This window comes from Shinella fusca (assembly GCF_014203155.1).
GTDB lineage: Bacteria > Pseudomonadota > Alphaproteobacteria > Rhizobiales > Rhizobiaceae > Shinella > Shinella fusca.
On sequence record NZ_JACHIK010000004.1, the window covers coordinates 82076 to 103472 of the forward strand.

At 67.5% G+C, this 21397-nt stretch carries 21 protein-coding genes; 6 read left to right on the top strand and 15 right to left on the bottom strand.

Annotated features, from left to right (window positions below; genetic code table 11):
- Positions 1-68: 68 nt before the first annotated feature.
- On the bottom strand, positions 69-995 hold the full coding sequence (locus HNQ66_RS07430; protein ID WP_184142437.1) for a GntR family transcriptional regulator: 927 nt from the start codon (positions 993-995) through the stop codon (positions 69-71).
- 188 nt (positions 996-1183) lie between these two features.
- On the opposite strand from HNQ66_RS07430, the gene acnA reads away from it, so the two are divergent.
- Positions 1184-3793, top strand: a complete 2610-nt coding sequence (acnA, locus tag HNQ66_RS07435; RefSeq protein ID WP_184142440.1) for an aconitate hydratase AcnA — start codon at positions 1184-1186, stop codon at positions 3791-3793.
- 30 nt (positions 3794-3823) lie between these two features.
- Here acnA and HNQ66_RS07440 read toward each other — a convergent pair whose 3' ends face one another.
- The 7 genes from HNQ66_RS07440 to HNQ66_RS07470 all read right to left on the bottom strand — a co-directional run bounded on the left by HNQ66_RS07440 (position 3824) and on the right by HNQ66_RS07470 (position 9261).
- A complete protein-coding gene (locus tag HNQ66_RS07440; protein ID WP_184142443.1) occupies positions 3824-4528 on the bottom strand; it encodes an SDR family oxidoreductase in 705 nt (234 codons plus the stop codon).
- Between the two features lie 127 nt (positions 4529-4655).
- The gene (locus HNQ66_RS07445) at positions 4656-5330 is read right to left on the bottom strand and encodes a 4-carboxy-4-hydroxy-2-oxoadipate aldolase/oxaloacetate decarboxylase (protein WP_184142447.1); all 675 of its coding nucleotides are present in this window, start codon (positions 5328-5330) and stop codon (positions 4656-4658) included.
- A gap of 92 nt (positions 5331-5422) precedes the next feature.
- On the bottom strand, positions 5423-6259 hold the full coding sequence (locus HNQ66_RS07450) for an ABC transporter substrate-binding protein (RefSeq protein ID WP_184142450.1): 837 nt from the start codon (positions 6257-6259) through the stop codon (positions 5423-5425).
- Between the two features lie 26 nt (positions 6260-6285).
- The gene (locus tag HNQ66_RS07455; protein WP_184142453.1) at positions 6286-7053 is read right to left on the bottom strand and encodes an amino acid ABC transporter ATP-binding protein; all 768 of its coding nucleotides are present in this window, start codon (positions 7051-7053) and stop codon (positions 6286-6288) included.
- Positions 7050-7808, bottom strand: coding sequence for an amino acid ABC transporter permease (locus HNQ66_RS07460; protein ID WP_184142456.1), 759 nt, complete (start codon positions 7806-7808; stop codon positions 7050-7052). Before HNQ66_RS07460 ends, HNQ66_RS07455 begins: the two co-directional genes overlap by 4 nt.
- Entirely contained in the window at positions 7805-8512 is a 708-nt protein-coding gene (locus HNQ66_RS07465) for an ABC transporter permease subunit (RefSeq protein ID WP_184142459.1), read from the bottom strand. Before HNQ66_RS07465 ends, HNQ66_RS07460 begins: the two co-directional genes overlap by 4 nt.
- Positions 8509-9261 carry an SDR family oxidoreductase gene (locus tag HNQ66_RS07470; protein ID WP_184142462.1) on the bottom strand — a complete coding sequence of 251 codons (753 nt, stop codon included), beginning with the start codon at positions 9259-9261 and terminating at the stop codon, positions 8509-8511. Before HNQ66_RS07470 ends, HNQ66_RS07465 begins: the two co-directional genes overlap by 4 nt.
- Before the next feature lie 149 nt (positions 9262-9410).
- Between HNQ66_RS07470 and nac the strand changes: the two genes are divergently transcribed.
- Positions 9411-10322, top strand: a complete 912-nt coding sequence (gene nac / locus HNQ66_RS07475; RefSeq protein ID WP_184142465.1) for a nitrogen assimilation transcriptional regulator NAC — start codon at positions 9411-9413, stop codon at positions 10320-10322.
- Here nac and HNQ66_RS07480 read toward each other — a convergent pair.
- The 7 genes from HNQ66_RS07480 to HNQ66_RS07510 are packed head-to-tail and all read right to left on the bottom strand — an operon-like array spanning position 10319 to position 16282.
- Positions 10319-11521 (bottom strand): pyridoxal phosphate-dependent aminotransferase, encoded by a 1203-nt coding sequence (locus HNQ66_RS07480; protein WP_184142467.1) that lies wholly within the window; start codon positions 11519-11521, stop codon positions 10319-10321. The genes nac and HNQ66_RS07480 overlap by 4 nt on opposite strands.
- Positions 11522-11553: 32 nt before the next feature.
- Positions 11554-12321, bottom strand: coding sequence for a LamB/YcsF family protein (locus HNQ66_RS07485; RefSeq protein ID WP_184142470.1), 768 nt, complete (start codon positions 12319-12321; stop codon positions 11554-11556).
- Positions 12322-12336: 15 nt separating this feature from the next.
- Positions 12337-13329: a 5-oxoprolinase/urea amidolyase family protein gene (locus tag HNQ66_RS07490; RefSeq protein ID WP_184142473.1), complete on the bottom strand. Its 993-nt coding sequence runs from the start codon at positions 13327-13329 to the stop codon at positions 12337-12339.
- The gene (pxpB, locus tag HNQ66_RS07495; protein ID WP_184142486.1) at positions 13326-14036 is read right to left on the bottom strand and encodes a 5-oxoprolinase subunit PxpB; all 711 of its coding nucleotides are present in this window, start codon (positions 14034-14036) and stop codon (positions 13326-13328) included. Before pxpB ends, HNQ66_RS07490 begins: the two co-directional genes overlap by 4 nt.
- Positions 14033-14494, bottom strand: a complete 462-nt coding sequence (locus HNQ66_RS07500; protein ID WP_184142489.1) for an acetyl-CoA carboxylase biotin carboxyl carrier protein — start codon at positions 14492-14494, stop codon at positions 14033-14035. The genes pxpB and HNQ66_RS07500 overlap by 4 nt, the downstream gene beginning before the upstream one ends.
- Complete coding sequence (locus HNQ66_RS07505) at positions 14481-15848, bottom strand: acetyl-CoA carboxylase biotin carboxylase subunit (protein WP_184142492.1); 1368 nt, start codon at positions 15846-15848, stop codon at positions 14481-14483. Before HNQ66_RS07505 ends, HNQ66_RS07500 begins: the two co-directional genes overlap by 14 nt.
- A complete protein-coding gene (locus HNQ66_RS07510) occupies positions 15848-16282 on the bottom strand; it encodes an acetyl-CoA carboxylase biotin carboxyl carrier protein (protein ID WP_184142495.1) in 435 nt (144 codons plus the stop codon). The genes HNQ66_RS07505 and HNQ66_RS07510 overlap by 1 nt, the downstream gene beginning before the upstream one ends.
- A 291-nt stretch (positions 16283-16573) precedes the next feature.
- Between HNQ66_RS07510 and HNQ66_RS07515 the strand changes: the two genes are divergently transcribed.
- Genes HNQ66_RS07515 through HNQ66_RS07530 form a run of 4 tightly spaced genes read left to right on the top strand, consistent with a single transcriptional unit; the run spans position 16574 to position 21339 of the window.
- Positions 16574-17077 carry an Lrp/AsnC family transcriptional regulator gene (locus HNQ66_RS07515; protein ID WP_184142498.1) on the top strand — a complete coding sequence of 168 codons (504 nt, stop codon included), beginning with the start codon at positions 16574-16576 and terminating at the stop codon, positions 17075-17077.
- 3 nt (positions 17078-17080) lie between these two features.
- Positions 17081-18625 (top strand): hydantoinase/oxoprolinase N-terminal domain-containing protein, encoded by a 1545-nt coding sequence (locus HNQ66_RS07520; RefSeq protein ID WP_184142501.1) that lies wholly within the window; start codon positions 17081-17083, stop codon positions 18623-18625.
- Positions 18622-19743, top strand: coding sequence for a DUF917 domain-containing protein (locus HNQ66_RS07525; RefSeq protein ID WP_184142503.1), 1122 nt, complete (start codon positions 18622-18624; stop codon positions 19741-19743). The genes HNQ66_RS07520 and HNQ66_RS07525 overlap by 4 nt, the downstream gene beginning before the upstream one ends.
- 36 nt (positions 19744-19779) lie before the next feature.
- A complete protein-coding gene (locus tag HNQ66_RS07530) occupies positions 19780-21339 on the top strand; it encodes an ABC transporter substrate-binding protein (RefSeq protein ID WP_184143271.1) in 1560 nt (519 codons plus the stop codon).
- Positions 21340-21397: the final 58 nt, after the last annotated feature.

Genomic DNA, 21397 nt, shown 5'->3' on the forward strand with positions numbered 1-21397 from the left:
CGGCAAGCGATGTCGCCGCTCTGCGTCACAGGCGGATTATTGGCTTTTTAAATCTGAAAATGCAATCACTATTTTTCGAGACCGTCTTTTTCATGCGCCTGGTGCGACCAGGACCAGGTCACGGGCGACTTCTTGGAGAGCGCTCCGCCGAGGTGGCGGCGCATCGCATAGGAGGCCTCGACGACCTCGCCGCGTTCAAGAAGATCAAGGATTTCGAGATGTTCCTGGCATTGCCGGACGGTGCGGCTGCGGTCGACGCGGGAGCGGTATTCCAGAAGGCGCCGCATGCGGTTCACCCGGACGAGGGAGATGTGGAAAAACGGGTTGTTCGACATCTTGATGAGCTCCTCGTGGAAGAGCGCGCCATTGTGCAGGAGGCGTTCGGCCGGCAGGCGCTCGATATCCGTGTCCAACATCCGCAACTGCGTGCGGCGCTGCTCCTCGATGATCTTGCGGTCGAGCGCGAATTCCGGCTCCAGCATCGCGGCGGGCTCGATCAGCATGCGGAAACGATAGATCTGCTCGAAGGCCTGCGGCGTCTTGGCAACCGGCAGGAAGCGCCAGCCGTAGCCCTGCTTGCGCTCGGCCCAGCCTTCGCGCGAGGCGCGCATGAGCACGTCGTTGACCTGCGACTTGGTCAGCCCGTAGCGCTCGCGCAGCGTCTGCTCGGTCACCTCCGCCGGAATGCGGTCGGTCAGCCAGTCCTCGGCAAGGCGCTGGTAGTCGTTGGCGACCTCGAAGGGCTCGGCATCCTCGCGCACCCGCTCGACGATGGCGCCCGGCGCTTCCTTGACGAAGAAGCCGCGGTTCTCCTTCTGCTCCAGAAGCCCCTGCCCGGCCAGCATGTCCATCGCCTCGCGCACGGGAGAGCGCGAGACGCCGAAGCGGTCGGCGAGCTGCTGCGTCTTCAGGTGCTCGCCGACGCCGAGCTCCCCGGAGGTCACGAGCAACGTGATTTCATTGGCGATGGTCTGTGCCAGTTGGCTGGAACGCATGTCGGTTCATCCCGGATCGTGAGGCTGGTCGGCGCGCGACGATATTTCACGCGGCGGGCGAAGGAAACCTTCCCTCCGCCATTTTTGCATATCGATCCAGCAAAAAAGCCAATTACCGGGTCGAAATGGATTGACTTCCGTATAAATGTGGATTTTTAGATTTAAAAAAGCAATATGGAGCGACCGACATGGCCTTGCGCATCCCGACGGAAGACGGAGCATTGAACGCGGTCGATCTCGAAGCGGACTTCGGGGCCGACTACCGGCGCCTTCCCTGGGTGCTGCGCATCCTCCTCGAAAACGTTTCGCGCAGGGACCCGGCCCGGCTGGAGGCGACCGCGGCCGCCCTGCGCGCATGGCTCGATAGCGGCACGAGCGAGGCGGAGATCGCCTTCCACCCCTCCCGCGTGCTGATGCACGACACGACCTGCGTGCCCGCCCTCGTCGACATCGCCGCCATGCGCGACGCGATTGCCGAGGCGGGGGGCGATCCGTCCGGCCTCAGCCCGGTCCTTCCCGTCGACGTCTCGGTCGACCATAGCGTGGCGGTCGACCGCTATGGCGGATCGGACGCCCGCAGCTACAACATGCGCCGCGAGATGGACCGCAACAGCGAGCGCTACCGCCTGATGAAATGGGCGACGACGGCGCTGCCGGGCGTGAAGGTCCATCCGCCGGGCACCGGCATCATGCACACGATCAACCTCGAACAGCTCGCGACCGTCATCACCATCGAGGAGCGCGACGGCGAGAGATGGGCCGTTCCCGACACGCTGATCGGCACCGACAGCCATACGCCGATGATCAACGGCATCGGCGTCCTTGCCTGGGGTGTCGGCGGCCTGGAAGCCGAAAGCGTGTTCTTCGGCTTTCCGGTCACGCTGCGCATTCCCGACGTCGTCGGCGTGCGCCTGACGGGCCGGCTTGCGCCGGGCGTCCTTTCGACCGACCTTGCGCTGGAGGTCACCCATCTCCTGCGCCACCACGGCATATCCGGGGAATTCGTCGAATTCTTCGGCGACGGCGTTTCGACGCTGACGGGCGGCGACCGGGCGGTCGTCGCCAACATGGCGCCGGAATACGGCGCCTCGACCGGCTATTTCCCCATCGATGCGCAGACGATCGCCTATCTTCGTCAGACGGGCCGGCCGGAAAGCCATTGCCGGTTCGTCGAGACGGCGGCCCGGCGGATCGGCCTCTGGTTCGATCCGGCCGCAGCGCCGCGCTACAGCCGCATCGTCGATCTCGATCTTTCCGCCGTCGATCCGCTGATGGCCGGTCCGCGCCGGCCGCAGGACAAGCTGCCGCTGCGCGCGGCCGCACGGGCGCTTCAAGAGGCCTGCGGCCATGCGTTCGGGGAGAACGGCGCGGCGATCCCTCACGGGGCGATCGCCATTGCCGCCGTCACGAGCTGCACCAACACCTCCGACCGCCGGCTTCTGGCCGCGGCCGGCCTCGTCGCACGCAAGGCGGTAAAACTCGGCCTGCGGCCGCCCTTCTGGGTGAAGACATCGCTTGCCCCCGGCTCGCCGTCGGCCGCGCTCTTTCTGGAACGGAGCGGATTGCTTGCGGACCTGGAGGCGGTCGGCTTCGGCATCGTCGGGAACGGCTGCACCACCTGCATCGGAAATTCGGGGCCCCTCCAGCCCGACATGGCCGCGGCGATTGCGGAAGGCACGGTCGCGGCCGCGCTGCTCTCCGGCAACCGCAACTTTCCCGGCCGGGTGCATCCGAGCCTCCAGTTCGGCTTCCTGACCTCGCCGCCGCATGTCGTCGCGCTCTCCCTTCTCGGGAAATTCGTGCCTGACCCGATGGATACCGAGGTCGCGCGAACGGCGGAGGGAAAGGTCGTGCGCCTATGCGACCTGATGCCAGCGGGTGAAGAGATCGACGCCATGCTGCGGCAATATTCCGACCCTGCGGATTTCAAGAGCGCCTTCCGCGAGGCTGCAGGGAACGCGGCCTGGCACGCCCTTTCCGCACCCTCCGCGCCGACATTCCCATGGGACGAGGCCTCGACCTATCTCCGGCGCCCGCCCTTCGCCGTGGCCGGCCTGCCGAGCCGCCTGGGGCGCTATACCGCCCATCCCCTGCTCGTGCTCGGCGACGACATGACCACCGACCATATTTCCCCGGCCGGCCAGATCGCGGCGGAAAGCCATGCCGGCCGCCATCTCGTTGCCGCCGGCGACCCGGCGAACGACCTCAACGTCTTCGCCGCCCGCCGCGGCAACTGGCGGGCCATGGTGCACGGCCTCTTCGACAACCGCACGGCGGCCAATCTCCTGTGCGGCGGGCGCCCGGCCTCCACGACGGTTCACGCCCCGACGCTTCAAGAGGCCCCGCTCTGGGAGGTCGCCGAGCGCTATCGTGCGGAAGGCCGGTCGGTCGTGATCCTCGCCGGCGAGCGCTACGGCACCGGCTCGTCGCGCGACTGGGCCGCCAAGGGCGTGGCGCTGCTCGGCGTGCGGGCCGTCATCGCCGCGAGTTTCGAGCGGATCCACCGCACCAATCTCATCGGCATGGGCATCCTGCCCGTCGTCCTCGATCCGCGCCTGAGACAGGCCCTCTCGGCGCAGGACCGCATCGAGATCGACGCCACGGATATCCGTCCCCGCTGCGACGTGCCGCTCATCCTGCACCGCGCCTCCGGCGAGACCATAGCCATGACCGGCCGGGCGGCCGTGGAGACCGAGCAGGAGGTGGAGACGCTTCTGGCGGGCGGCATGATCCCGCAGATCCTCGCCCGCCATCTCCCGGGCAAGGCCCCGGAACGGAAAACGGCGGCCCGCCCGTAGGAGGCCACCGCTTTCCTTCGTCGTCCGCCGTCAGATCGCGCGGGTTATCCCGCCGTCGACGCGGATGTTCTGCCCCGTGATGTAGGCGGCACCGTCGGACGCGAGAAACGAGACGGTCGCGGCGATCTCCTCGCTCGTGCCGTAGCGCTTCATCGGCACGCCATCGCGCCGTTCCTCCGTCGCCGGCAGGCTGTCGATCCAGCCCGGCAGCACGTTGTTCATGCGGATATTGTCGGCCGCATAGGTATCCGCGAAGATCTTCGTGAAGGCGGCAAGCCCCGCACGCGCGACGGCCGAGGTCGGGAACATCGAGCTCGGCTCGAAGGCCCAGGCGGTCGAGATGTTGATGACGACGCCGGACTTCTGCTTCTGCATGACCGGCGTCACGAGACGCGTCGGGCGCACGGCATTGAGGAAATAGACTTCGATGCCCATGTGCCAGTCCTCGTCCGTCAGGTCGAGGATCGGCTTGCGCGGGCCGTGCCCGGCGCTGTTGACGAGCACGTCGATGCGGCCCCAGCGGTCGAGCGCGCCGTCGACGAGCCGCTTCAGGTCGTCGTTGGACTGGTTGGAGCCGGTGACGCCGAAGCCGCCGGTCTCGGCCGCCAGAGCCTCGCCCTTGCCGGAGGAGGAGAGGACCGCGATCCTGAAGCCGTCCGCCGCCAGCCGCCGTGCGGCCGCCGCGCCCATGCCGCTGCCGCCCGCGGTGATCAATGCGACCTTCTGCCCTGTCATGGAATATCCTTTCACTCTCTGATTGGCTGGCGCCATTCTGGCACGGCCGGGTCCCTCGCGGCCATACAGAAATGCACGCCTCTCCCCTTGGAAAGCGATCGGATATCGGCACCCTTCGCGCCGTGGCCTATGCCTCGACAGTCAGGCCCTTGGCCTTCAGCACGGCTTCGAGCTTGCTGACCTCGACGACCGACTTGCCCTCCTTGTAGGCGGCGATGTAGCCGGCTTCGGCATCTTCGCGGGCCTGCGAGAGCGCGGCCACCTCGAGCGCCTCCTCCCGCCGCACGACGACGAGGCCGTCGGCATCGCCGACGATGATGTCGCCGGGATGGACGAGTTCGCCGCCGATGACGATCGGGTCGTTGGTGGAGGTCAGCGTCTCCTTGACGGTGCCCTTGATCGAGACGCTGAGCGAGAAGACGGGAAAGCCGAGTTCGCGCAGCTGCATCGTGTCGCGCACGCCGCTGTCGGTCACGAGGCCGCCGATGCCCTTGGCAAGGCAGGCATTGGCGAGCACGTCGCCGAAGGAGCCGGCCTCCTCGTATTCGCCGGCCGAGACGACGATGATGTCGCCGGGCTCGGCATAATTGATCGCAAGCTGCAGCATGATGTTGTCGCGCGGTGCGCAGCGCACCGTGAAGGCCGGGCCGCACAGCTTCATGCGGTAGTCGACCGGCTTGATGCGCGAGGAGAGCGCACCGCGGCGGCCCTGCGCCTCATGGATGGTCGCCGGCGAGAATTTGGCAAGCGCCTCGACCTCGGCGGCGGAGGGGCGGACGGGCATTTTCTTGATATGCGTCATGATTTTTCCCACGGGTGATCGTTGCGGCGGACATGCCGCCCGCCGCTCTTGTGTTCGGTCCATTGCGGAAAGGGGCCGCCCGGCCCCGGGGCTCAGGGGATTTCGTCGAACTTCAGTTCCGACAGCGGCACGACCTTGTCGGTGCGGCTCATGTTGTATTCGGTGTTCGGGCCGAGCCACTTGTCCCAGATCTTGTTGAGCTCGCCGCTTTCGTCGAGCTGGCGCAGCACCTCGTTGATCTTGGCCGTCAGCTTCGGCTGGTCCTTCGCCATGCCGACGCCGATCGGCTGGAACAGCATGGGCTCGGGGATCATCCGCATCTCGCGGCCGCGGGTCTTGGATTCGTTGACCAGCTTGGTCGTCGTCATCGTGTTGGCGACCATGCCGCGGGCCTTGCCCTGCTGGGCGGCGAGATAGGCCGAGGCCGTATCCTGGAAGGTCAGCGGCTCGGACTTGTTGAGCTTGATCGACATTTCCGAGGTCGAGCCCTTGGTGGAGGCGATGCGCTGGCCGACATAATCGGCCTTCGACTTGCCGGGATCGTCGGCCGGCACGATCAGCATTTCCTTGGCGAGATAGTAGGGATCGCTGAACTGGATCTGTTCGGCGCGGCTCTTCGTATAGGCAAGGTTGGCGACGGTGATGTCGACGCGGCCGAGCTTGACCTCCGGCACGCGGGCCTCGACGGATACCGGCTTGATCTCCGCCTTGACGCCGAGGGCATTGGCGATGGCGCCGCACAGGTCGACGTCGAAGCCGACCATTTCACGCGTCTGCGGATCGGGCGCGGCGAACGGCGGCACGTCCGCGAAGGTCGCGCAGCGCAGCGTCTTGTTGGCGATGATGTCGTCGAGCTGATCGGCCCATGCCGGCCCGGCAAGGGCGACGGTGGCGACGCTCGCCGCGAGGATGAGATGATGGCACTTCATTGGCTGTTCTCCTTCGTTGCTTGGTATTAGTGGCGCAGGTCCGACAGGAAGCGCTGCGCGCGGGGATGCCTCGGGTTCGTGAAGAATTCCTCGGGCGTCGCCGTTTCGATGATCTCGCCGCCGTCGATGAACCAGATGCGGTCGGCCACATCGCGGGCAAAGCCCATTTCGTGCGTGACGCACATCATGGTCATGCCCTCGGCGGCCAGGGACTTCATGACGCTCAGCACCTCGCCGACCATTTCCGGGTCGAGCGCGCTGGTCGGCTCGTCGAAGAGCATGACGGGCGGCTCCATGGCGAGCGCGCGGGCGATCGCCACGCGCTGCTGCTGGCCGCCGGAAAGCTGGGCGGGATAGGAATTGGCCTTTTCGCGAAGGCCGACCCGGTCGAGCAGCTTCAGCGCCTTCTCGTGCGCCTCGGCGGCCGGAACGCCCTTCACCCGGATCGGCGACATGGCGACGTTCTCCACCGCCGACAGGTGCGGGAAGAGGTTGAAGCTCTGGAAGACGAAGCCGATGCGGCTGCGCAGGAGGTTCAGCTCCCGGCCGCTCATCGCGGCGTGGACGTCCTGGCCCTCGAAGAAGATCGAGCCGCTGTTGATCTCCTCCAGCCGATTGACGGTGCGGATGAGGGTGGACTTGCCGGAGCCCGACGGGCCGCAGATGACGACGACCTCGCCGCGCGAGACCGTGGCGTCGATGCCCTTGAGGACGGCGAATTCGCCGTAGCTCTTGCGGACGTCGGCAAGCCGGATCGTCTGATCCTGCGCGGGGGCGGATGCTGAAGCGGTCATGGCTGCTCCGTGGCGTTGCGTGTCAGGGAAACCGGAAGCGGGCGCTTCGGGGCGAGGAGGCCGGCACGGCGGCGGGTGATGCGCCGTTCGACGACATTGGTGAGCGCGGTCAGCGACCAGCAGATCACGTAGTAGGTGAGCGCCAGGATGAGGAAGACCTGGAAGGGCTGGGTGAGGAGCTGGTTGTTGACCTGGCTCGCCGCGAAGGTGAGGTCCGGCACGTTGATGACATAGCCGAGCGTCGTGTCCTTGATGGTCGCGACGAAGGTCGACAGCATGCTCGGGATCATGTTGTAGAGCGCCTGCGGCAGGATGACGTAGCGCATGGCGCCGAACCAGCCGTGGCCGAGCGCCCGTGCCGCATCCATCTGCCCCTGCCCGAGCGCCACGATGCCGGCGCGGATGATCTCGCTGAGGAACGCCCCCTGGTAGACGACGAGGGTGGCGAGCATGGTGAAGAAGCTCGGCACGTCGGCGCCCGTCAGGAGCGGCACGAGGAAATAGCTCCACAGCACGAGCATCAGGAGCGGCACGCCGCGCGTCACATAGACCAGCACCGTCACCGGCCAGCGCAGCGCCCGGTATTTCGAAAGGCGCGCGAAGGCGAGCAGGATGGCGAAGGGAAAGGCGATCGCGATGCTGAGCGCCGACAGGATCAGCGTGTTGGCAAGGCCGCCGAGCGGGCCGTTCGGATATTGCCCGATGAGCAGCAGCAGCCAGTATTCGCGGACGATGTCGATCATGTCGTGGATCATCGGCCCGCTCCGTTCACCGGATCGGCGCGCCAGGTGAGCCAGGCGCCGGCGCCCATGATCATCAGCGAGAAGACGAGGTAGAGCACCGTGCCGACCAGATATATCTCGAAGGTGCGGAAGGAGAGATTCTCGATCTCCTTGATCGCATGGCTGAGCTCCGGCGCGCCGATGACGATGGCAAGGCTCGAATTCTTGAACAGCGAGACGGAATGGTTGACGAGCGCCGGCAGCGCATTGCGCACGCCCTGCGGCACCAGCACGAAGCGCATGGCCGAGATATAGCCGTGGCCGAGCGCCCGCGCCGCCTCGAGCTGGCCCGGATTGACGGAGCGGAGGCCCGAGCGCAGGTCCTCGCTGAAATAGGCCGCCTGGCAGAGGCCGAGGCCGAGGACGGCGAAGATCATCTCCGCCGAATGGGCCGAGAGCCAGTCGGAAACGCCCATGGGCAGGATCGTGTAGATGCCGAAATACCAGAGCATCAACTGCACGAGGGTCGGCACGTTGCGGTGATAGGAGACATAGGCCGCCACGACCGGATTGCCGATGCGCCCCGGCGAGAAGCGGATGGCGAGCAAGAGCACCGCAAGGCTCATCGCCAGCAGCCAGGAGCAGATCGCGATGACGAAGGTCATCTCGATGCCGTGGACCAGCATGGCCATATATTCGGGATTGCCGAGGATGGCAGTGAGGTCGAAGCCCTTCACGGCTGCCGCTCCTGCGGGCGGGCCGTCTGGAGCCCGCCCATCACCTGGAGCGTCGGGGTGATTTCCATGTGGCCGATATTGACGGCGACGGGCGCGGCGATGGCAAACGCGATGGCATCGGCGATGTCGGAGGCCTGCGGCAGCTCGAAACCGTCGATGAAGCGCTCGCGGATCGACGGATCGTCGCCGTGGACATGGTTGAAGATGTCGGTCGCGACCCGGCCGGGGCAGACTTCCGTCACACGCACGCGCTTGCCGAACGTATCGATGCGCAGCTGGTTGGAGAGCATGGCGACGCCGGCCTTGGTGGCGTGGTAGGTGGAGTTGCCGCCGAAATTGTAGTTGCCGGCGATCGAGGTGATGTTGATCACATGGCCGCGGTCGCGCGCCGCCATGCCGGGCACGACGAGCCGGCAGAGGTGGAGGACGGCGCGCAGGTTGACGTCGACGAGGAGGTCGATGTCGCCATCCTCCGCCTCCAGGAATTTCTTCGGCCGGTCGACGCCGGCATTGTTGATAAGGATGTCGAACGCCACCTCGCCGCAAAGCCTTGCGAGCGCGGCGCGGTCGGTGACGTCGATGGCGTGGGCAATGCAGCCCGTGCGCTTCGCAAGCGCGTCGAGCGCCCCGGCGCTGCGGGCGACGGCATGGACCTCGAGGCCCTCGCGGCAAAGCCGCTCGACGACCGCAGCACCGATCCCGGAGGATGCGCCCGTCACGAGGGCGGTTCTGTAATCGGAAAAGGACATTGAGGTTCCCCTGTTGTTGAAAGAGAGAGTAGCGAAGGTTTCCGGCTCTGGATAAGACCGTTTGAATCTGGATGGATAAGGATGCCTTATGGGGTTGCCGCCGCCTGCCCGCCCTGTAACATGCCGTTCGAAAAGGGCAGGCTGGGCATATGGATATCAGGCGTCTCAAATCCTTCATCGTCATCGTCGACACCGGCAGCATCACCCGCGCCGCGGACGTGCTGCACATCGCCCAGCCGGCGCTCAGCCAGCAGCTTGCCGCGCTGGAGGATCATTTCCGGCAGAAGCTCCTGATCCGCAGCCAGCAGGGCGTCTCGATGACGGAGGCGGGCAAGGCTGTCTACCGCCACGCCCAGATCATCCTGCGCCAGATGGAGCAGGCGCAGGCCGACGTGACGGCCGCGGGCTCCACGCTGGTCGGGCGCGTCTCGGTCGGCCTCGTGCCCTTTTCGAGCGCGGCGACGCTTTCCGTCGATCTTCTCACCGAAACGCGCAAGCGTCATCCCGGCATCCTCCTCCACCTCACCGAAAGCGTCGGCCAGACCTATAGCCAGATGATCATGAATGGCCGGCTGGAAATGGCGTTGATCCACGGCACCGGGCCGATCAAGGGCGTGCGCTTCGAGCCCGTCTTCACGGAAGAATTCCACCTCGTCGCGCACCGGGACTTCGGCATCGAGCCGGGCGATGCGCCGCTGCCGGTCGGCGCGCTCAACGACCTGCCGCTCCTCCTGCCGCCGCCCTACAATTTCGTGCGCCGCGCCATCGACCTCGCCTTCACGCGCGGCCGGCTCTCGCTGAACGTCGTGGCCGAGGTCGAGATCGTCCGCACGCTCGGGCGGGCCGTCAGCCGCGGCGTCGGCGCGACTATCATGCCCCGCGCCATCGCGGAGCGCATCGTCGCGGAGACCTCGGAACCCATCGTCTCGCGCGTCGTCACGCCGCGCATCGAGGAGACGCTGTCGCTGTGCGTTTCCGACCAGAGCGAGCTTTCCGAGCCTGCGCTGGCGGTGCGGTCGATCCTGATGGAACTGACCGCCCGCCTCAAGGGCGAGGCTTAACGCAGCCCCGCGCAGAACTCGGCGATGCGCCCGCAGGCCTCGTCGAGCTGTTCCATGCTCGTCGCATAGGAGATGCGGAAGAACGGGCTCATGCCGTAGGCCGCGCCCTGCACGGTCGTGACATGATGCTCGTCGAGCAGCGCCAGGACGAAATCCGTGTCGGTCTCGATCTTCCGCCCGCCCCTGCTGGTCCGGCCGATGAGCCCGGCGATATTCGGGAAGACATAGAAGGCGCCTTCCGGCTTGTGGCAGCGGATGCCCTCGATCTCGCCGAGCCGATCCACGACGAAATCGCGCCGCTTGCGGTAGATCGCCGCCCGCTCCTTCAGGAGGTCCTGCGGCCCGTCGAGCACGGCGGCGACGGCGGCCTGGGTGATGGTCGAGGTGCCGCCGCTGTTCTGGCCGTTGACGTTGCTGATCGCCTTGACGAGGTCCTTCGGCCCGCCGCAGAAACCGAGGCGCCAGCCGGTCATCGCATAGGCCTTGGAGGCGCCGTTGACGGTCAGCACCCGGTCCTTCAGGCGCGGCTCCACCTCGGCGATGGTGCAGAACTCGAAGCCGTCGTAGATCAGGTGCTCGTACATGTCGTCGGTCATGATCCAGACATGCGGATGCTTCAGCATCACCTCGGCGATGGCCTTCATCTCGGCGCGCGAGCAGGCCGCGCCCGTCGGGTTGTTCGGGAAATTGAGGAAGAGCCATCTGGTGCGCGGGGTGATCGCCGCATCGAGGTCTTCCGCACGCAGCTTGAAGCCGTTCTGCTGCGGGCAGGCGACCGGCACCGGCACGGCGCCGGCGAACTTCACGATATCCGCATAGCTGATCCAGGATGGAGCGGGGATGACGACCTCGTCGCCCGGATTGCAGGTGGCGAGCACGGCATCGAAGATGATCTGCTTGCCGCCGCCGGCAACGATGATCTCGGACGGATCGTAGTCGAGATTGTTGTCGCGCTTGAATTTGCGGGAAATGGCCTGCCGCAGGGCCGGCGTGCCGTCGAGCGGCGGATATTTCGTGTCGCCGGCAAGGGCGGCGGCATGGGCCGCCTCGATGGCGTTGGCGGGGGTCGCGAAATCCGGCTCGCCGGAGGAAAGGCTGATGACCCTGATGCCTTTGGCCGCAAGGTCGCGGGCACGCTGGGTCATGGCGGCGGAGGCGGAGACGGAGACGTTCTTCAGGCGGTCGGCAATGGCGGGCATGGTCGTTGCTTTCGATAGGGCGGAGACAAGGTTCATCGCGGGAGTTTCGAGACGGGCGTGACCGCGCCGCCGGCCGCCTCGATCTCGCTGCGCACGGTGCGGGCGAGGTCGAGCGAACCGGGCGTATCGCTGTGCACGAGGATGGAGCGGGCGCGCATGGGGACGACGGTGCCATCGATGGCGGTCACGGTGCCGTCGAGGAGGAATTTTCGCACGCGGGCGCGCACCGAGGCCTCGTCCTTGACGAGCGCGCCCGGCTGGCCGCGCGGCACGAGCGCGCCCCTGGCGTCATAGGCGCGGTCGGCGAGGAAGAGCGTCAGCGTCTTCAGGCCGGTCTCGATGGCGGCGCGCTCGATGACGCTACCGGCCGTGGCAAAGACGATGAGGCCGGGATCGACGGCGCGGATCGCCTCCATCATGGCGGCGGCGAGCGCCGGATCGCGGTTGACCATGTTGCCCATGGCCGCATGGAAGCTGAGATGGGAGACCATAGCACCCTCGGCTTTGGCGATGGCCGTCAGCGCGCCGAGCTGGTAAAGCATCTGCTGGCGCAGCTCGTCCGGCCCGAAGGGAAGTTCGCGGCGGCCGAAGCCCTGCCGGTCCGGCAGGCCGGGATGGGCGCCGATATCGACGCCCCTTGCCCTGGCGAGGCGCACCATGCGCACCATCGTGTCGGGATCGCCGGCATGGAAGCCGCAGGCGATGTTGGCGGAGGTGACGACGTCCATCATCGCCTCGTCGTCGCAGAGCCTGTAGGGGCCGAAGCCCTCGCCCATGTCGGAATTGAGATCCACCTGCATGAAACGCTCCTTTTCTTACGCGAAGGCCGCAAGCGCCCCGGCGACCAGCCGGGCGGTCCGCCGCACGTCCTCGACATAGGCGGCAAGCGCCTTCTCGACGGCCTTGGCCTCGCCGTGCGTTGCCGGCACGAAGCGCAGCAGCGAGCCGATGCGCGCCTGCCCGAGCCGCCACAGATCGGCCTCGATGACGCCGGCGATCTTGGGATAGCCGCCCGCCGTGTTGGCATCGCTCATCTGCACGATGGGCTCGCCCGCCGGCGGCACCTGCACGACGCCCGGCACGACGCCGTGCGAGCGCATCTCCACCGTCTCTATCGGATGGATCGGATCGCCGCTCAGCCGGTAGCCGGTGCGGTCGCTACGCGCGGAAATCTTCCACGGCTGGGTCCAGAAACGCTCGGCATCGGCGCCGAACAGGTCGTGCTCGCCGGCCGGCAGGGCGCGGATGACCAGCGCCCCGCCGTCGGCGGAAGAAAAGACGTCCTTCAGGGCGATTGAAGGCGGCACGACGCCGTACCCGTCCTTCGGCAGGAAGAGCGGGGTAGCGGCACCCGTTTCGAGACGGTCGCCCGCCGCGAGCACCCGCCCGTCCAGCCCGCCGAAGCCGCCGCGCAGCGAGGTGCTGCGCGAACCCATGACCGGGGCGACATCCACGCCGCCGGCAAGGCTGAAATAGGTGCGTGCATCCTTGAGCGGCGGGAAGAGCTCCAGCACCTGACCCGCCTCTGCTTCGGCGGCCCACCAGGGCGGCAGATCGACGCCGTCGAGCTTCGCCCGGCAGTCCGCGCCGGTGACGGCGAAGGCCGAGCGCTCCGAAAAGCGCAGGCGGAAGGGGAAGGTCTGCACCTCGATCCCGGCGGCCTCCGGCGCGTTACCGACGAGGATATTGCCGATGGTGAGCGCCAGCGGGTCCATGGCCCCGCAGCCCGTCACCCCGACATTGCGGTAGCCGGGGCGGCCGAGGTCCTGGATGGTGTTCAGCGGGCCGGTCGCGGCGATCTCGATCACAGCTCGATCCTTTCGGGGCGGAAGCGCACGGTATCGCCGGGAGCCATCACGGCCGGGGCGGCGGCGAGCGGGTCGAACATCTGCAGCTCGGCAAAGCCGATGGAATTCCAGCCGTTCGGGCCCGTCAGCACGGCAACGCCCGTCTGCATGCCGCCGATGGTTACGCAGCCGCGCACCATGTTCAGCGAGGGCACGGTCTTGCGCGGCATGTGGATGCGCGGATCGAGCCCGTGCAGGTAGCCGAAGCCCGGCGCGCTGCCGAGCGCGAAGACCCGGTAGGTGCCTTCATGATGGATGCGCACCACCTCCCGGTCGGAAAGGCCCGACAGGTCGCAGAGCGCCGGCAGGTCGCTTGCGTGCTCGCCGCCATAGGTAACGGCGATCTCGATCTCGCGGCCGGCAAGGTCGACACCCTGCGCACGCCGCCATTCTTCCTGCAGCAGATGGGTGATGCCCTCCGGCCCGTCCGGCGTCTCCTTCAGGATCACCAGGAGGTTCGTCATGCCCGGGACGATCTCGGCGATCTCCCCGCGCGCCTCCAGCGCATGGGAGAGCGCCCAGATGCGCCGCTGGTTCGGCAGGTCGAAGGCGCCGGGCGCCTCGACGAGGAAGGCGCGCGTGCCGATGGCGGAGATCTTCGCCAGCCCGTCCGTATCGGGAACGACGGCGGAGGGCGACGGGAAGGCCGCCGTTTGCAGGACGCTCATCGGGCAGCCTCCGTCAGCAGGATGGTATCGCCGTAGCCGACGAGATCGCCGGCCCGGGCCCGGACCTCGATAACCACGCCCGCCTCCCTCGCCCGCACCGGCAGGAGAACGGGGCCGACCTCGACGAAGCCGGCAAGAGCGCCCGCCGTGAGCGAAAGCCCCTCTTCGGCAAGCGGCCCGGCGGCGGCCGGATGCCTGTCCTGGAAGATGCCGGCAAGCGGCGCCTTGACGGCATGGGCCTCGGGGCCGCCCGCCGGCTGTTCCGGTGCGGCTTCGGACAGTTTTGCGACGGGCCGGCCGGCGGCGAGCACGATCTTCAGCGCCCGGCCGTCCGCGGTGGTGATTTCCAGTTCGCGCGCGCCGGAGGCTTCCAGCCAGCCGGTGAGCGTGGAGATGAGGACCGGATCGGAGAAATCGCCGATCGCCTCTCCGCCTGTCGCGCGGTCACGCTTCGCCACGGGGTTCCTCCCTCAGACGCTTTTCGAGATGATGGATGTCGACGCAGCCGCGCACGAAATCGGGATCGGCGAAGATCCGTTCGTGCAGCGGAAGATTGGTGGCGATGCCCTCGATGCGCGTTTGCGCCAGCGCGACCTGCATGCGGCCGATCGCTTCGGCCCGCGTCGGGGCGTGGACGATCAGCTTGGCGATCAGCGAGTCGTAATAGGGCGAGACGCGGTATCCGGCCGAGACATGGCTGTCGACGCGAACGCCCGGCCCGGACGGGAAATGCACGTCGGTGATGAGGCCCGGCGAGGCGACGAAGGTGGCGGGGTCCTCCGCATTGATGCGGCACTCGAAGGCATGGCCCTGCGCCGTGCCGGCAAAGCGGCCCGTCTCCAGCACCTCCCCCTGCGCCACGCGCAACTGCTCGTGCACGAGGTCGACGCCGGCCGTCATTTCCGTGACGGGGTGCTCGACCTGCAGGCGCGTGTTCATCTCTATGAAATAGAACTCGCCGTTCTCGTAGAGGAACTCGAACGTGCCGACACCGCGATAGCCGATCTGCCGGCAGGCCTCGGCGCAGCGCGCGCCGATCCGCTCGGCGAGCTCCGGCGCGATGCCGGGCGCGGGCGCCTCTTCCACCACCTTCTGGTGCCGGCGCTGCACGGAGCAGTCGCGGTGCCCGACCCAGACGGCATTGCCGTGATTGTCGCAAAGCACCTGGAATTCCACATGGCGCGGATGCTCCAGGAATTTCTCCATGTAGAGCTCCGGCTTGCCGAAGGCGCGGCGCGCCTCCTCGCGGGTGATGGCGATGGCATCGGCCACCTCGGCGCTCTCGCGCACGACGCGCATGCCGCGCCCGCCTCCGCCGCCGGCCGCCTTGACGATGACCGGATAGCCGATCTCCTCCGCGATGGCGCGCACCGCCCCGGCGTCTTCCGGCAGGGGCTCGCCCGGGCCCGGCACGCAGGGCACGCCCGCCGCCATCATCGCCCGCTTGGCGGCGATCTTGTCGCCCATGGTGCGGATCGCGGATGCCGGCGGACCGATGAAGACGAGGCCCGCCTCCTCCACCGCCTCGGCGAAATCGGCGTTCTCCGACAAGAACCCGTAGCCCGGATGCACCGCCTCGGCGCCCGTCACGCGCGCCGCCAGCAGGAGCGCCGCCTGGTTGAGGTAGCTGCGCCCCGGCGCCGAAGGCCCGATGGAAAGCGGACCGCCCGCGGCGGGCGATGGGCGCCCGGCCCGGTCCGCCTCGGAGGCGATGAGGACCGGCCGCAGCCCGAGTTCCAGGCAGGCGCGCTCGATGCGCACGGCGATCTCGCCGCGATTGGCGATCAGCACGGAGGTGAAGGGCGAGGCCATCAGCCGATCTCCGCCAGCGGATCGCCGAAGCCCACTTCCTGCCCGTCCTCGAAGAAGATGCGCTTGATCACGCCGGCAACGGGGGCCGATACCGTGGTGAAGACCTTCATCGCTTCGATGATGCAGAGCGCCTGCCCGGCCTCGACCCGGTCGCCGGCCGCAACCAGGGGCGCCGCACCGGGGCTCTGCGCGCAATGCAGGACGCCGGACATGGCCGAGCGCACGATCCGGCCCTCCGCCGCCTCATCCTCGCCGGCCGCCGCTGCCGCGACGGGCGCCTGCGGCTCAGCGGCAGCGAGTGCGGGAGCACTGGTCGTCGCCTCGCGCGGGGGATTGCGGATGACGACCGTCGTGCCCGCCTCGCTGACCGTCAGTTCCGAGACGTGCGAGCGCCCGACGAAATCGAGAAGCGTCTTGATCTTTTGCAGATCCATGGTTTTCCCCAAGGGCATGAAGAAGCCGGCACACGGCCTTCGCGGCCAAGCCTCCGGCTCGATTGGGAAAACCTTACACAGCATCCGGACCAATGGGGGCAGACAAACTTTGTATACCGTCCGCCCTCCCCTTCGGCGCGCATCGATGTTGCCGTTTCGGTAACAATCTGCCGATCCGGCCATGTTTCGGAACATTTTTGACAATTTTATCCCGATCTGGCTGAAATATTCTTGACATAATTCCGTTTCGGAAACTTACTGGCTTCATTGAGGCTGAAATGGAACCGCCGCATGAGCCAGCGCTACATCGTCGACGACCTGGACCGCGAGATCATCCGCTACCTGTCGGAGGACGGGCGCCTTTCGGCGGCCGAGATCGCCGGCCGGATCGGCAGCGTCTCGGAACGCACGATCCGCAACCGCATCGCAGGCCTGCTACAGGCGAAGATGATCGTGATCGGCGCCATTCCCGATCCCGTGGCGCTCGGGCGCGACGTGCAGGTGGAGCTTCTGATCGAGGTCGAGCCGGGCAAGCTGGAGGACGTCGCCATCCAGCTCGGCGAATATGAGGAAATCGGCTATCTCGCCGCCACCAGCGGCACGGCGAACCTCAGCGCCTCGCTCTTCGTCGCCGACCATGCGGCGCTGCTCGAATTCATCGACCAGGAGCTGGGCAAGCTGCCCGGCGTCAAGCGCGTGACGAGTTCGGTGGTCCTCAGGCTCTACAAGGTATTCGGCACGAGGACGACCGCGATCAGCCGCGGCACGGACCTCGGCGGCAAGAAGAAAGGATGACCCATGCTTCGCATCGGGGTTGATGTGGGCGGAACCAACACGGATGCGGCGCTGCTGCGCGGCACGGAGGTTCTGGCGACGGTGAAGTCCTCGACCACGGCGGACGTGACCTCGGGCGTCGCTGCGGCCATCCGCACCGTGCTCGCCGAGGCGGGCGTTGCCGCCGGCTCGGTCGATGCCGTCATGATCGGCACCACGCATTTCCTCAATGCCGTCGTCGAAGGCCGGCATCTCGAAAAGGTCGGCATCCTGCGCCTGTGCGGCGCCTCGACCCGCTCGCTGCCGCCGATGATCGACTGGCCGGAGACGCTGCGTCCCATCGTGGACGGCGGCGCGGCGCTGGTCGGCGGCGGCGTCAACTACGACGGCTCGGAAATCGCCCCGCTCGACGGCGATGCGATCCGCACGGCCTGCCGCGACTGGCACGCGCGCGGCATCTCCGCCGTCGCCATCTGCTCCGTCTTCGCGCTGGTCGACCCGCGCATGGAGAACGAGGCAGCCGAGATCGTCGCGGACGAAATGCCGGGCGTAGCGATCAGCCTGTCGCACCGCATCGGCCGCACGGGCCTCCTGCCGCGCGAGAGCGCGACGATCCTCAACGCCAGCCTCCACACGCTCGGCCGCGAGACGGTCGGCGCCTTCCGCTCGGCGTTCTCCGCGCTCGGCCTTGATTGCCCGCTCTACCTCACGCAGAACGACGGCACGCTGATGGCCGCCGAGTTCGCCGAACGCTACCCGGTCTTCACCATCGCCTCCGGCCCGACCAATTCCATGCGGGGCGCCGCCTTCCTGACAGGGCTTTCCGATGCGGCCGTCATCGATATCGGCGGCACGACCACCGATATCGGCATGCTGGTCGCCGGCTTCCCGCGCACCCGCAGCGAAGGCGCGATGATCGGCGGCGTGCCGACGAACTTCCGCGTGCCGGACGTCTATTCCTTCGGCCTCGGCGGCGGCAGCATCGTGCGCCCCGGCGACAGGCCCACGGTCGGCCCGGATTCGGTCGGCTTCCGCCTGCCGGAAAAGGCGCTTTGCTTCGGCGGCGATACCCTGACGGCGACCGATATCGCCGTTGCCGCCGGCCTCGTCGACCTCGGCGACCGCAGCCGCCTTTCCCACATCACGCCCGAATTCGCCCGAAAGATGCTGGCGCAGATGAAGGCCAGCATCGAGACGGTGCTGGACCGCATGAAGCCGAGCGCGGAGCCGATCCCGGCCATCCTCGTCGGCGGCGGCTCGGTGCTCGTCGACGGGCTGCTGGAGGGCACCACCGTCTCATTGAAGCCTGAGCATTTCGGCTCGGCCAACGCCATCGGCGCGGCCATCGCGCAGGTCTCCGGCGAGGTGGACAGCGTCGTCTCGCTGGAAGGCACGACGCGCGAGATCGCGCTGGAATCCGTCGTCGCCGAGGCGCGCGCGCGCGCCGTCGAGGCGGGCGCCGCGGCAGAGACGGTCACGCTCGCCGAAATCGAGGAAACGCCGCTCGCCTACCTGCCCGGCAATGCCGTGCGCGTCGCGGCGAAGGTCATCGGGGAACTCAGGGCATGAAATACTGGACGCTCACCGAAGCGGATATCGACCGCATCGCCGTCGGCTGCGGCATTCTCGGCACCGGCGGCGGCGGCAGCACCTATCACGGCTCGCTGCGCGCCAAGGCGCTTTTGCGCGAGGGCAAGCGCATCCGCATGGTGCGCCCGGCCGACATGGACCCGGACGCACAGATCATCGGCATCGGCGGCATCGGCGCGCCGACCGTCGGCATCGAGAAGATCGCCGAGGGCGCCGAGGGCGTGCGCCTCATGCGGGCGCTCGAGCATCACATGGGCCGCAAGGTCGATGCGCTGCTTGGCGACGAGGTGGGCGGGGGCAACGGCATCGCGCCGATGCTGACGGCGGCCATGGTCGACCTGCCGGTGGTGGATGCAGACGGCATGGGCCGCGCCTTCCCGGAAGTGCAGATGACGACCTTCTTCATCCACGGCCAGGCCGTGCAGCCGGCAGCGCTCGCCGATGCCGACGGGAACGTCCTGATCGTCACCGAGGCGACGACGCCGAAGATGCTGGAAAAGCTGCTGCGCGCCAGCACCATCGCCATGGGCTGCACGGCGCTGATGACGACGGCCCCCATGTCCGGCGATTTCGTGCGCCGCTTCGGCGTGCCGCACACGACGAGCCAGGCCTGGAGCCTCGGCAACGCCGTGCTGAACGCACGCGCCGCCAAGGAAGACCCGGTCGAGGCGATCCTGAAGCAGTCCGGCGGCGTCCGGCTGATGCGCGGCAAGGTCACCGACATCGCCCGGCGCATCGCCGCCGGCTTCAACCGCGGCACGCTGACCGTCGCCGGCCTCGACGAGGATGCCGGCCGCTCGATCGCCATCGAGATCCAGAACGAATATCTCATCGCGCGCGAGGGCGAGAGGATCATCACCATGGTGCCGGACCTCATCTGCATCGTGGATTCGGAGACCGGCCGCGCCATCGGCACGGAGGAGCTGCGCTACGGCCTGCGCATCGACGTGCTCTCCATGCCCGCGCCGGTGCTGCTGCGCAGCGAGATCGCGCTCGAATCCGTCGGCCCGCGGGCCTTCGGCTACGATTTCGACTTCGTGCCGATGGGCGTCTCCGCCGACGCGCCAGCCGTGCCGCAATATGAAGAAGACGCCTGACCGTCCGACCCCAGCCAACCTCCAAGGGAGACCGACATGAACCGCCGCAATTTCCTGAAGACGACTGCCCTTGCCGCGCTCGCGGCCACCACCGCACGCTGGAATTTCGCCATGGCGCAAGGCAGCGGCATCTTCACCCTCGCCTGCCCGACCAGCTTCCCCGACCTCGACCCGGCCACGTCCTTCTCCAATGACGGCGCGGTGCTCGCCAATGTCTACGAGAGCCTTGCCCGCTATATCCCGGCGACCGAGACGAGCGAGGCGAAGATCGAACCGCTGCTCGCCGCCTCCTGGGAGGTGAGCGAGGACGGCAAGACCTGGACCTTCACCCTGCGCGACGGCGTCAAGTTCCACGACGGCAGCCCGCTGACCTCGGAAGCCGTCAAGGGCTCCATCGAGCGCACGCGCAAGATCGGCGGCGGCGCCTCCTTCATCTGGGGGCCGGTCGCCTCCATCGAGACGCCCGAGCCGCTGAAGGTCGTCTTCACGCTCTCCGAGCCGCAGCCGCTCGACCTTATCGCCTCGGCGGGCTTTGCCGCCTGGATCTACGCCCCCTCCTCGCTCGACAAGGACAATGCCTGGTTCAACGCCGGCAACGACGCGGGCACCGGTCCGTTCAAGATCTCGCGCTACGAGCCCGGCCAGCGCGCCGTGCTGGAACGCGCGGAAGGCTACTGGGGCACGGTGCCGGAAGGCGCGTTCCAGACCGTCTCGTTCGAGATCGTCGAGGATGCGACGCTCGCCCAGAACATGATCGAGAGCGGCCAGGCCGACTGGACCTACAGCCTTCCTTACGAGAACCTGGAGGCGCTGAAATCCAATCCGGACCTCAACGTCGTGGTCAATCCCTCCTTCGAGACGCTGTTCGGCCTCTACAACGTCAAGCGCGCCCCGCTCGACAAGCCGAAGGTGCGCCAGGCGCTGTCGCTCGCCTTCCCCTATGACGACGTGATCGCCGCCGGCACCAGCGGCTTCGGCACGCGCGCCAAGGGCGTCGTGCCGGCCGGCATATGGGGCCATGACGCCGACGCGCCGATCCCGAAGACGGACCTTGAAGCCGCCAAGGCGCTGCTCGCCGAGGAAGGCATCGAGCCGGGCCTCGAACTCACCATGACCTATTCCACCTCGCAGGCGCTCGAAGCCGTCGCCGGCGAACTCTGGAAAGCCAATCTCGAAACACTCGGCATCACGCTGACGCTCCAGCCGATGGCCTGGGAAGCCCAGTGGCAGCTCGGCAAGTCCGACCCCAAGGCCGCGCAGGACATCTTCGTCATGTTCTGGTGGCCGACCTTCGTGACGCCCTACGACTATCTCTTCAACCTGTTCCACAGCGAGGAGAAGCCCAACTTCAATCTCGGCTACTATTCGAACCCTGAGGTCGATGCGAAGATCGACGAGGCGGCCAAGCTCTCCGGCACCGACCGCGCCCGCGCCGAAGCCCTCTTCATCGAGGCGCAGCGCACGATCATCGAGGATGCGGCGGCCATCTTCATGCTGGACCAGCCCAACATCCATGTGGTCCGCTCCGACGTGAAGGGCTACGCCGACAACCCGGCCTACGGCCACGTCGCCTTCGTCAACGAACTGAGCCGGTAACCGCCGATGACGCTCCCGCACCCCCCTCTGGCCTGCCGGCCATCTTCCCCTCAAGGGG

Bases quoted from the DNA above. Each gene is read 5' to 3' on its own strand.
- HNQ66_RS07445 (WP_184142447.1), bottom strand. From the start codon at position 5,330: ATGACGCATATCAAGAAAATGCCCGTCCGCCCCTCCGCCGCCGAGGTC.
- HNQ66_RS07430 (WP_184142437.1), bottom strand. From the start codon at position 995: ATGCGTTCCAGCCAACTGGCACAGACCATCGCCAATGAAATCACGTTG.
- HNQ66_RS07505 (WP_184142492.1), bottom strand. From the start codon at position 15,848: ATGGCCTCGCCCTTCACCTCCGTGCTGATCGCCAATCGCGGCGAGATC.
- HNQ66_RS07470 (WP_184142462.1), bottom strand. From the start codon at position 9,261: ATGTCCTTTTCCGATTACAGAACCGCCCTCGTGACGGGCGCATCCTCC.
- HNQ66_RS07515 (WP_184142498.1), top strand. From the start codon at position 16,574: ATGAGCCAGCGCTACATCGTCGACGACCTGGACCGCGAGATCATCCGC.
- acnA (WP_184142440.1), top strand. From the start codon at position 1,184: ATGGCCTTGCGCATCCCGACGGAAGACGGAGCATTGAACGCGGTCGAT.
- HNQ66_RS07440 (WP_184142443.1), bottom strand. From the start codon at position 4,528: ATGACAGGGCAGAAGGTCGCATTGATCACCGCGGGCGGCAGCGGCATG.
- HNQ66_RS07450 (WP_184142450.1), bottom strand. From the start codon at position 6,259: ATGAAGTGCCATCATCTCATCCTCGCGGCGAGCGTCGCCACCGTCGCC.
- nac (WP_184142465.1), top strand. From the start codon at position 9,411: ATGGATATCAGGCGTCTCAAATCCTTCATCGTCATCGTCGACACCGGC.
- HNQ66_RS07485 (WP_184142470.1), bottom strand. From the start codon at position 12,321: ATGCAGGTGGATCTCAATTCCGACATGGGCGAGGGCTTCGGCCCCTAC.
- HNQ66_RS07455 (WP_184142453.1), bottom strand. From the start codon at position 7,053: ATGACCGCTTCAGCATCCGCCCCCGCGCAGGATCAGACGATCCGGCTT.
- pxpB (WP_184142486.1), bottom strand. From the start codon at position 14,036: ATGAGCGTCCTGCAAACGGCGGCCTTCCCGTCGCCCTCCGCCGTCGTT.
- HNQ66_RS07460 (WP_184142456.1), bottom strand. From the start codon at position 7,808: ATGATCCACGACATGATCGACATCGTCCGCGAATACTGGCTGCTGCTG.
- HNQ66_RS07480 (WP_184142467.1), bottom strand. From the start codon at position 11,521: ATGCCCGCCATTGCCGACCGCCTGAAGAACGTCTCCGTCTCCGCCTCC.
- HNQ66_RS07530 (WP_184143271.1), top strand. From the start codon at position 19,780: ATGAACCGCCGCAATTTCCTGAAGACGACTGCCCTTGCCGCGCTCGCG.
- HNQ66_RS07525 (WP_184142503.1), top strand. From the start codon at position 18,622: ATGAAATACTGGACGCTCACCGAAGCGGATATCGACCGCATCGCCGTC.
- HNQ66_RS07520 (WP_184142501.1), top strand. From the start codon at position 17,081: ATGCTTCGCATCGGGGTTGATGTGGGCGGAACCAACACGGATGCGGCG.
- HNQ66_RS07510 (WP_184142495.1), bottom strand. From the start codon at position 16,282: ATGGATCTGCAAAAGATCAAGACGCTTCTCGATTTCGTCGGGCGCTCG.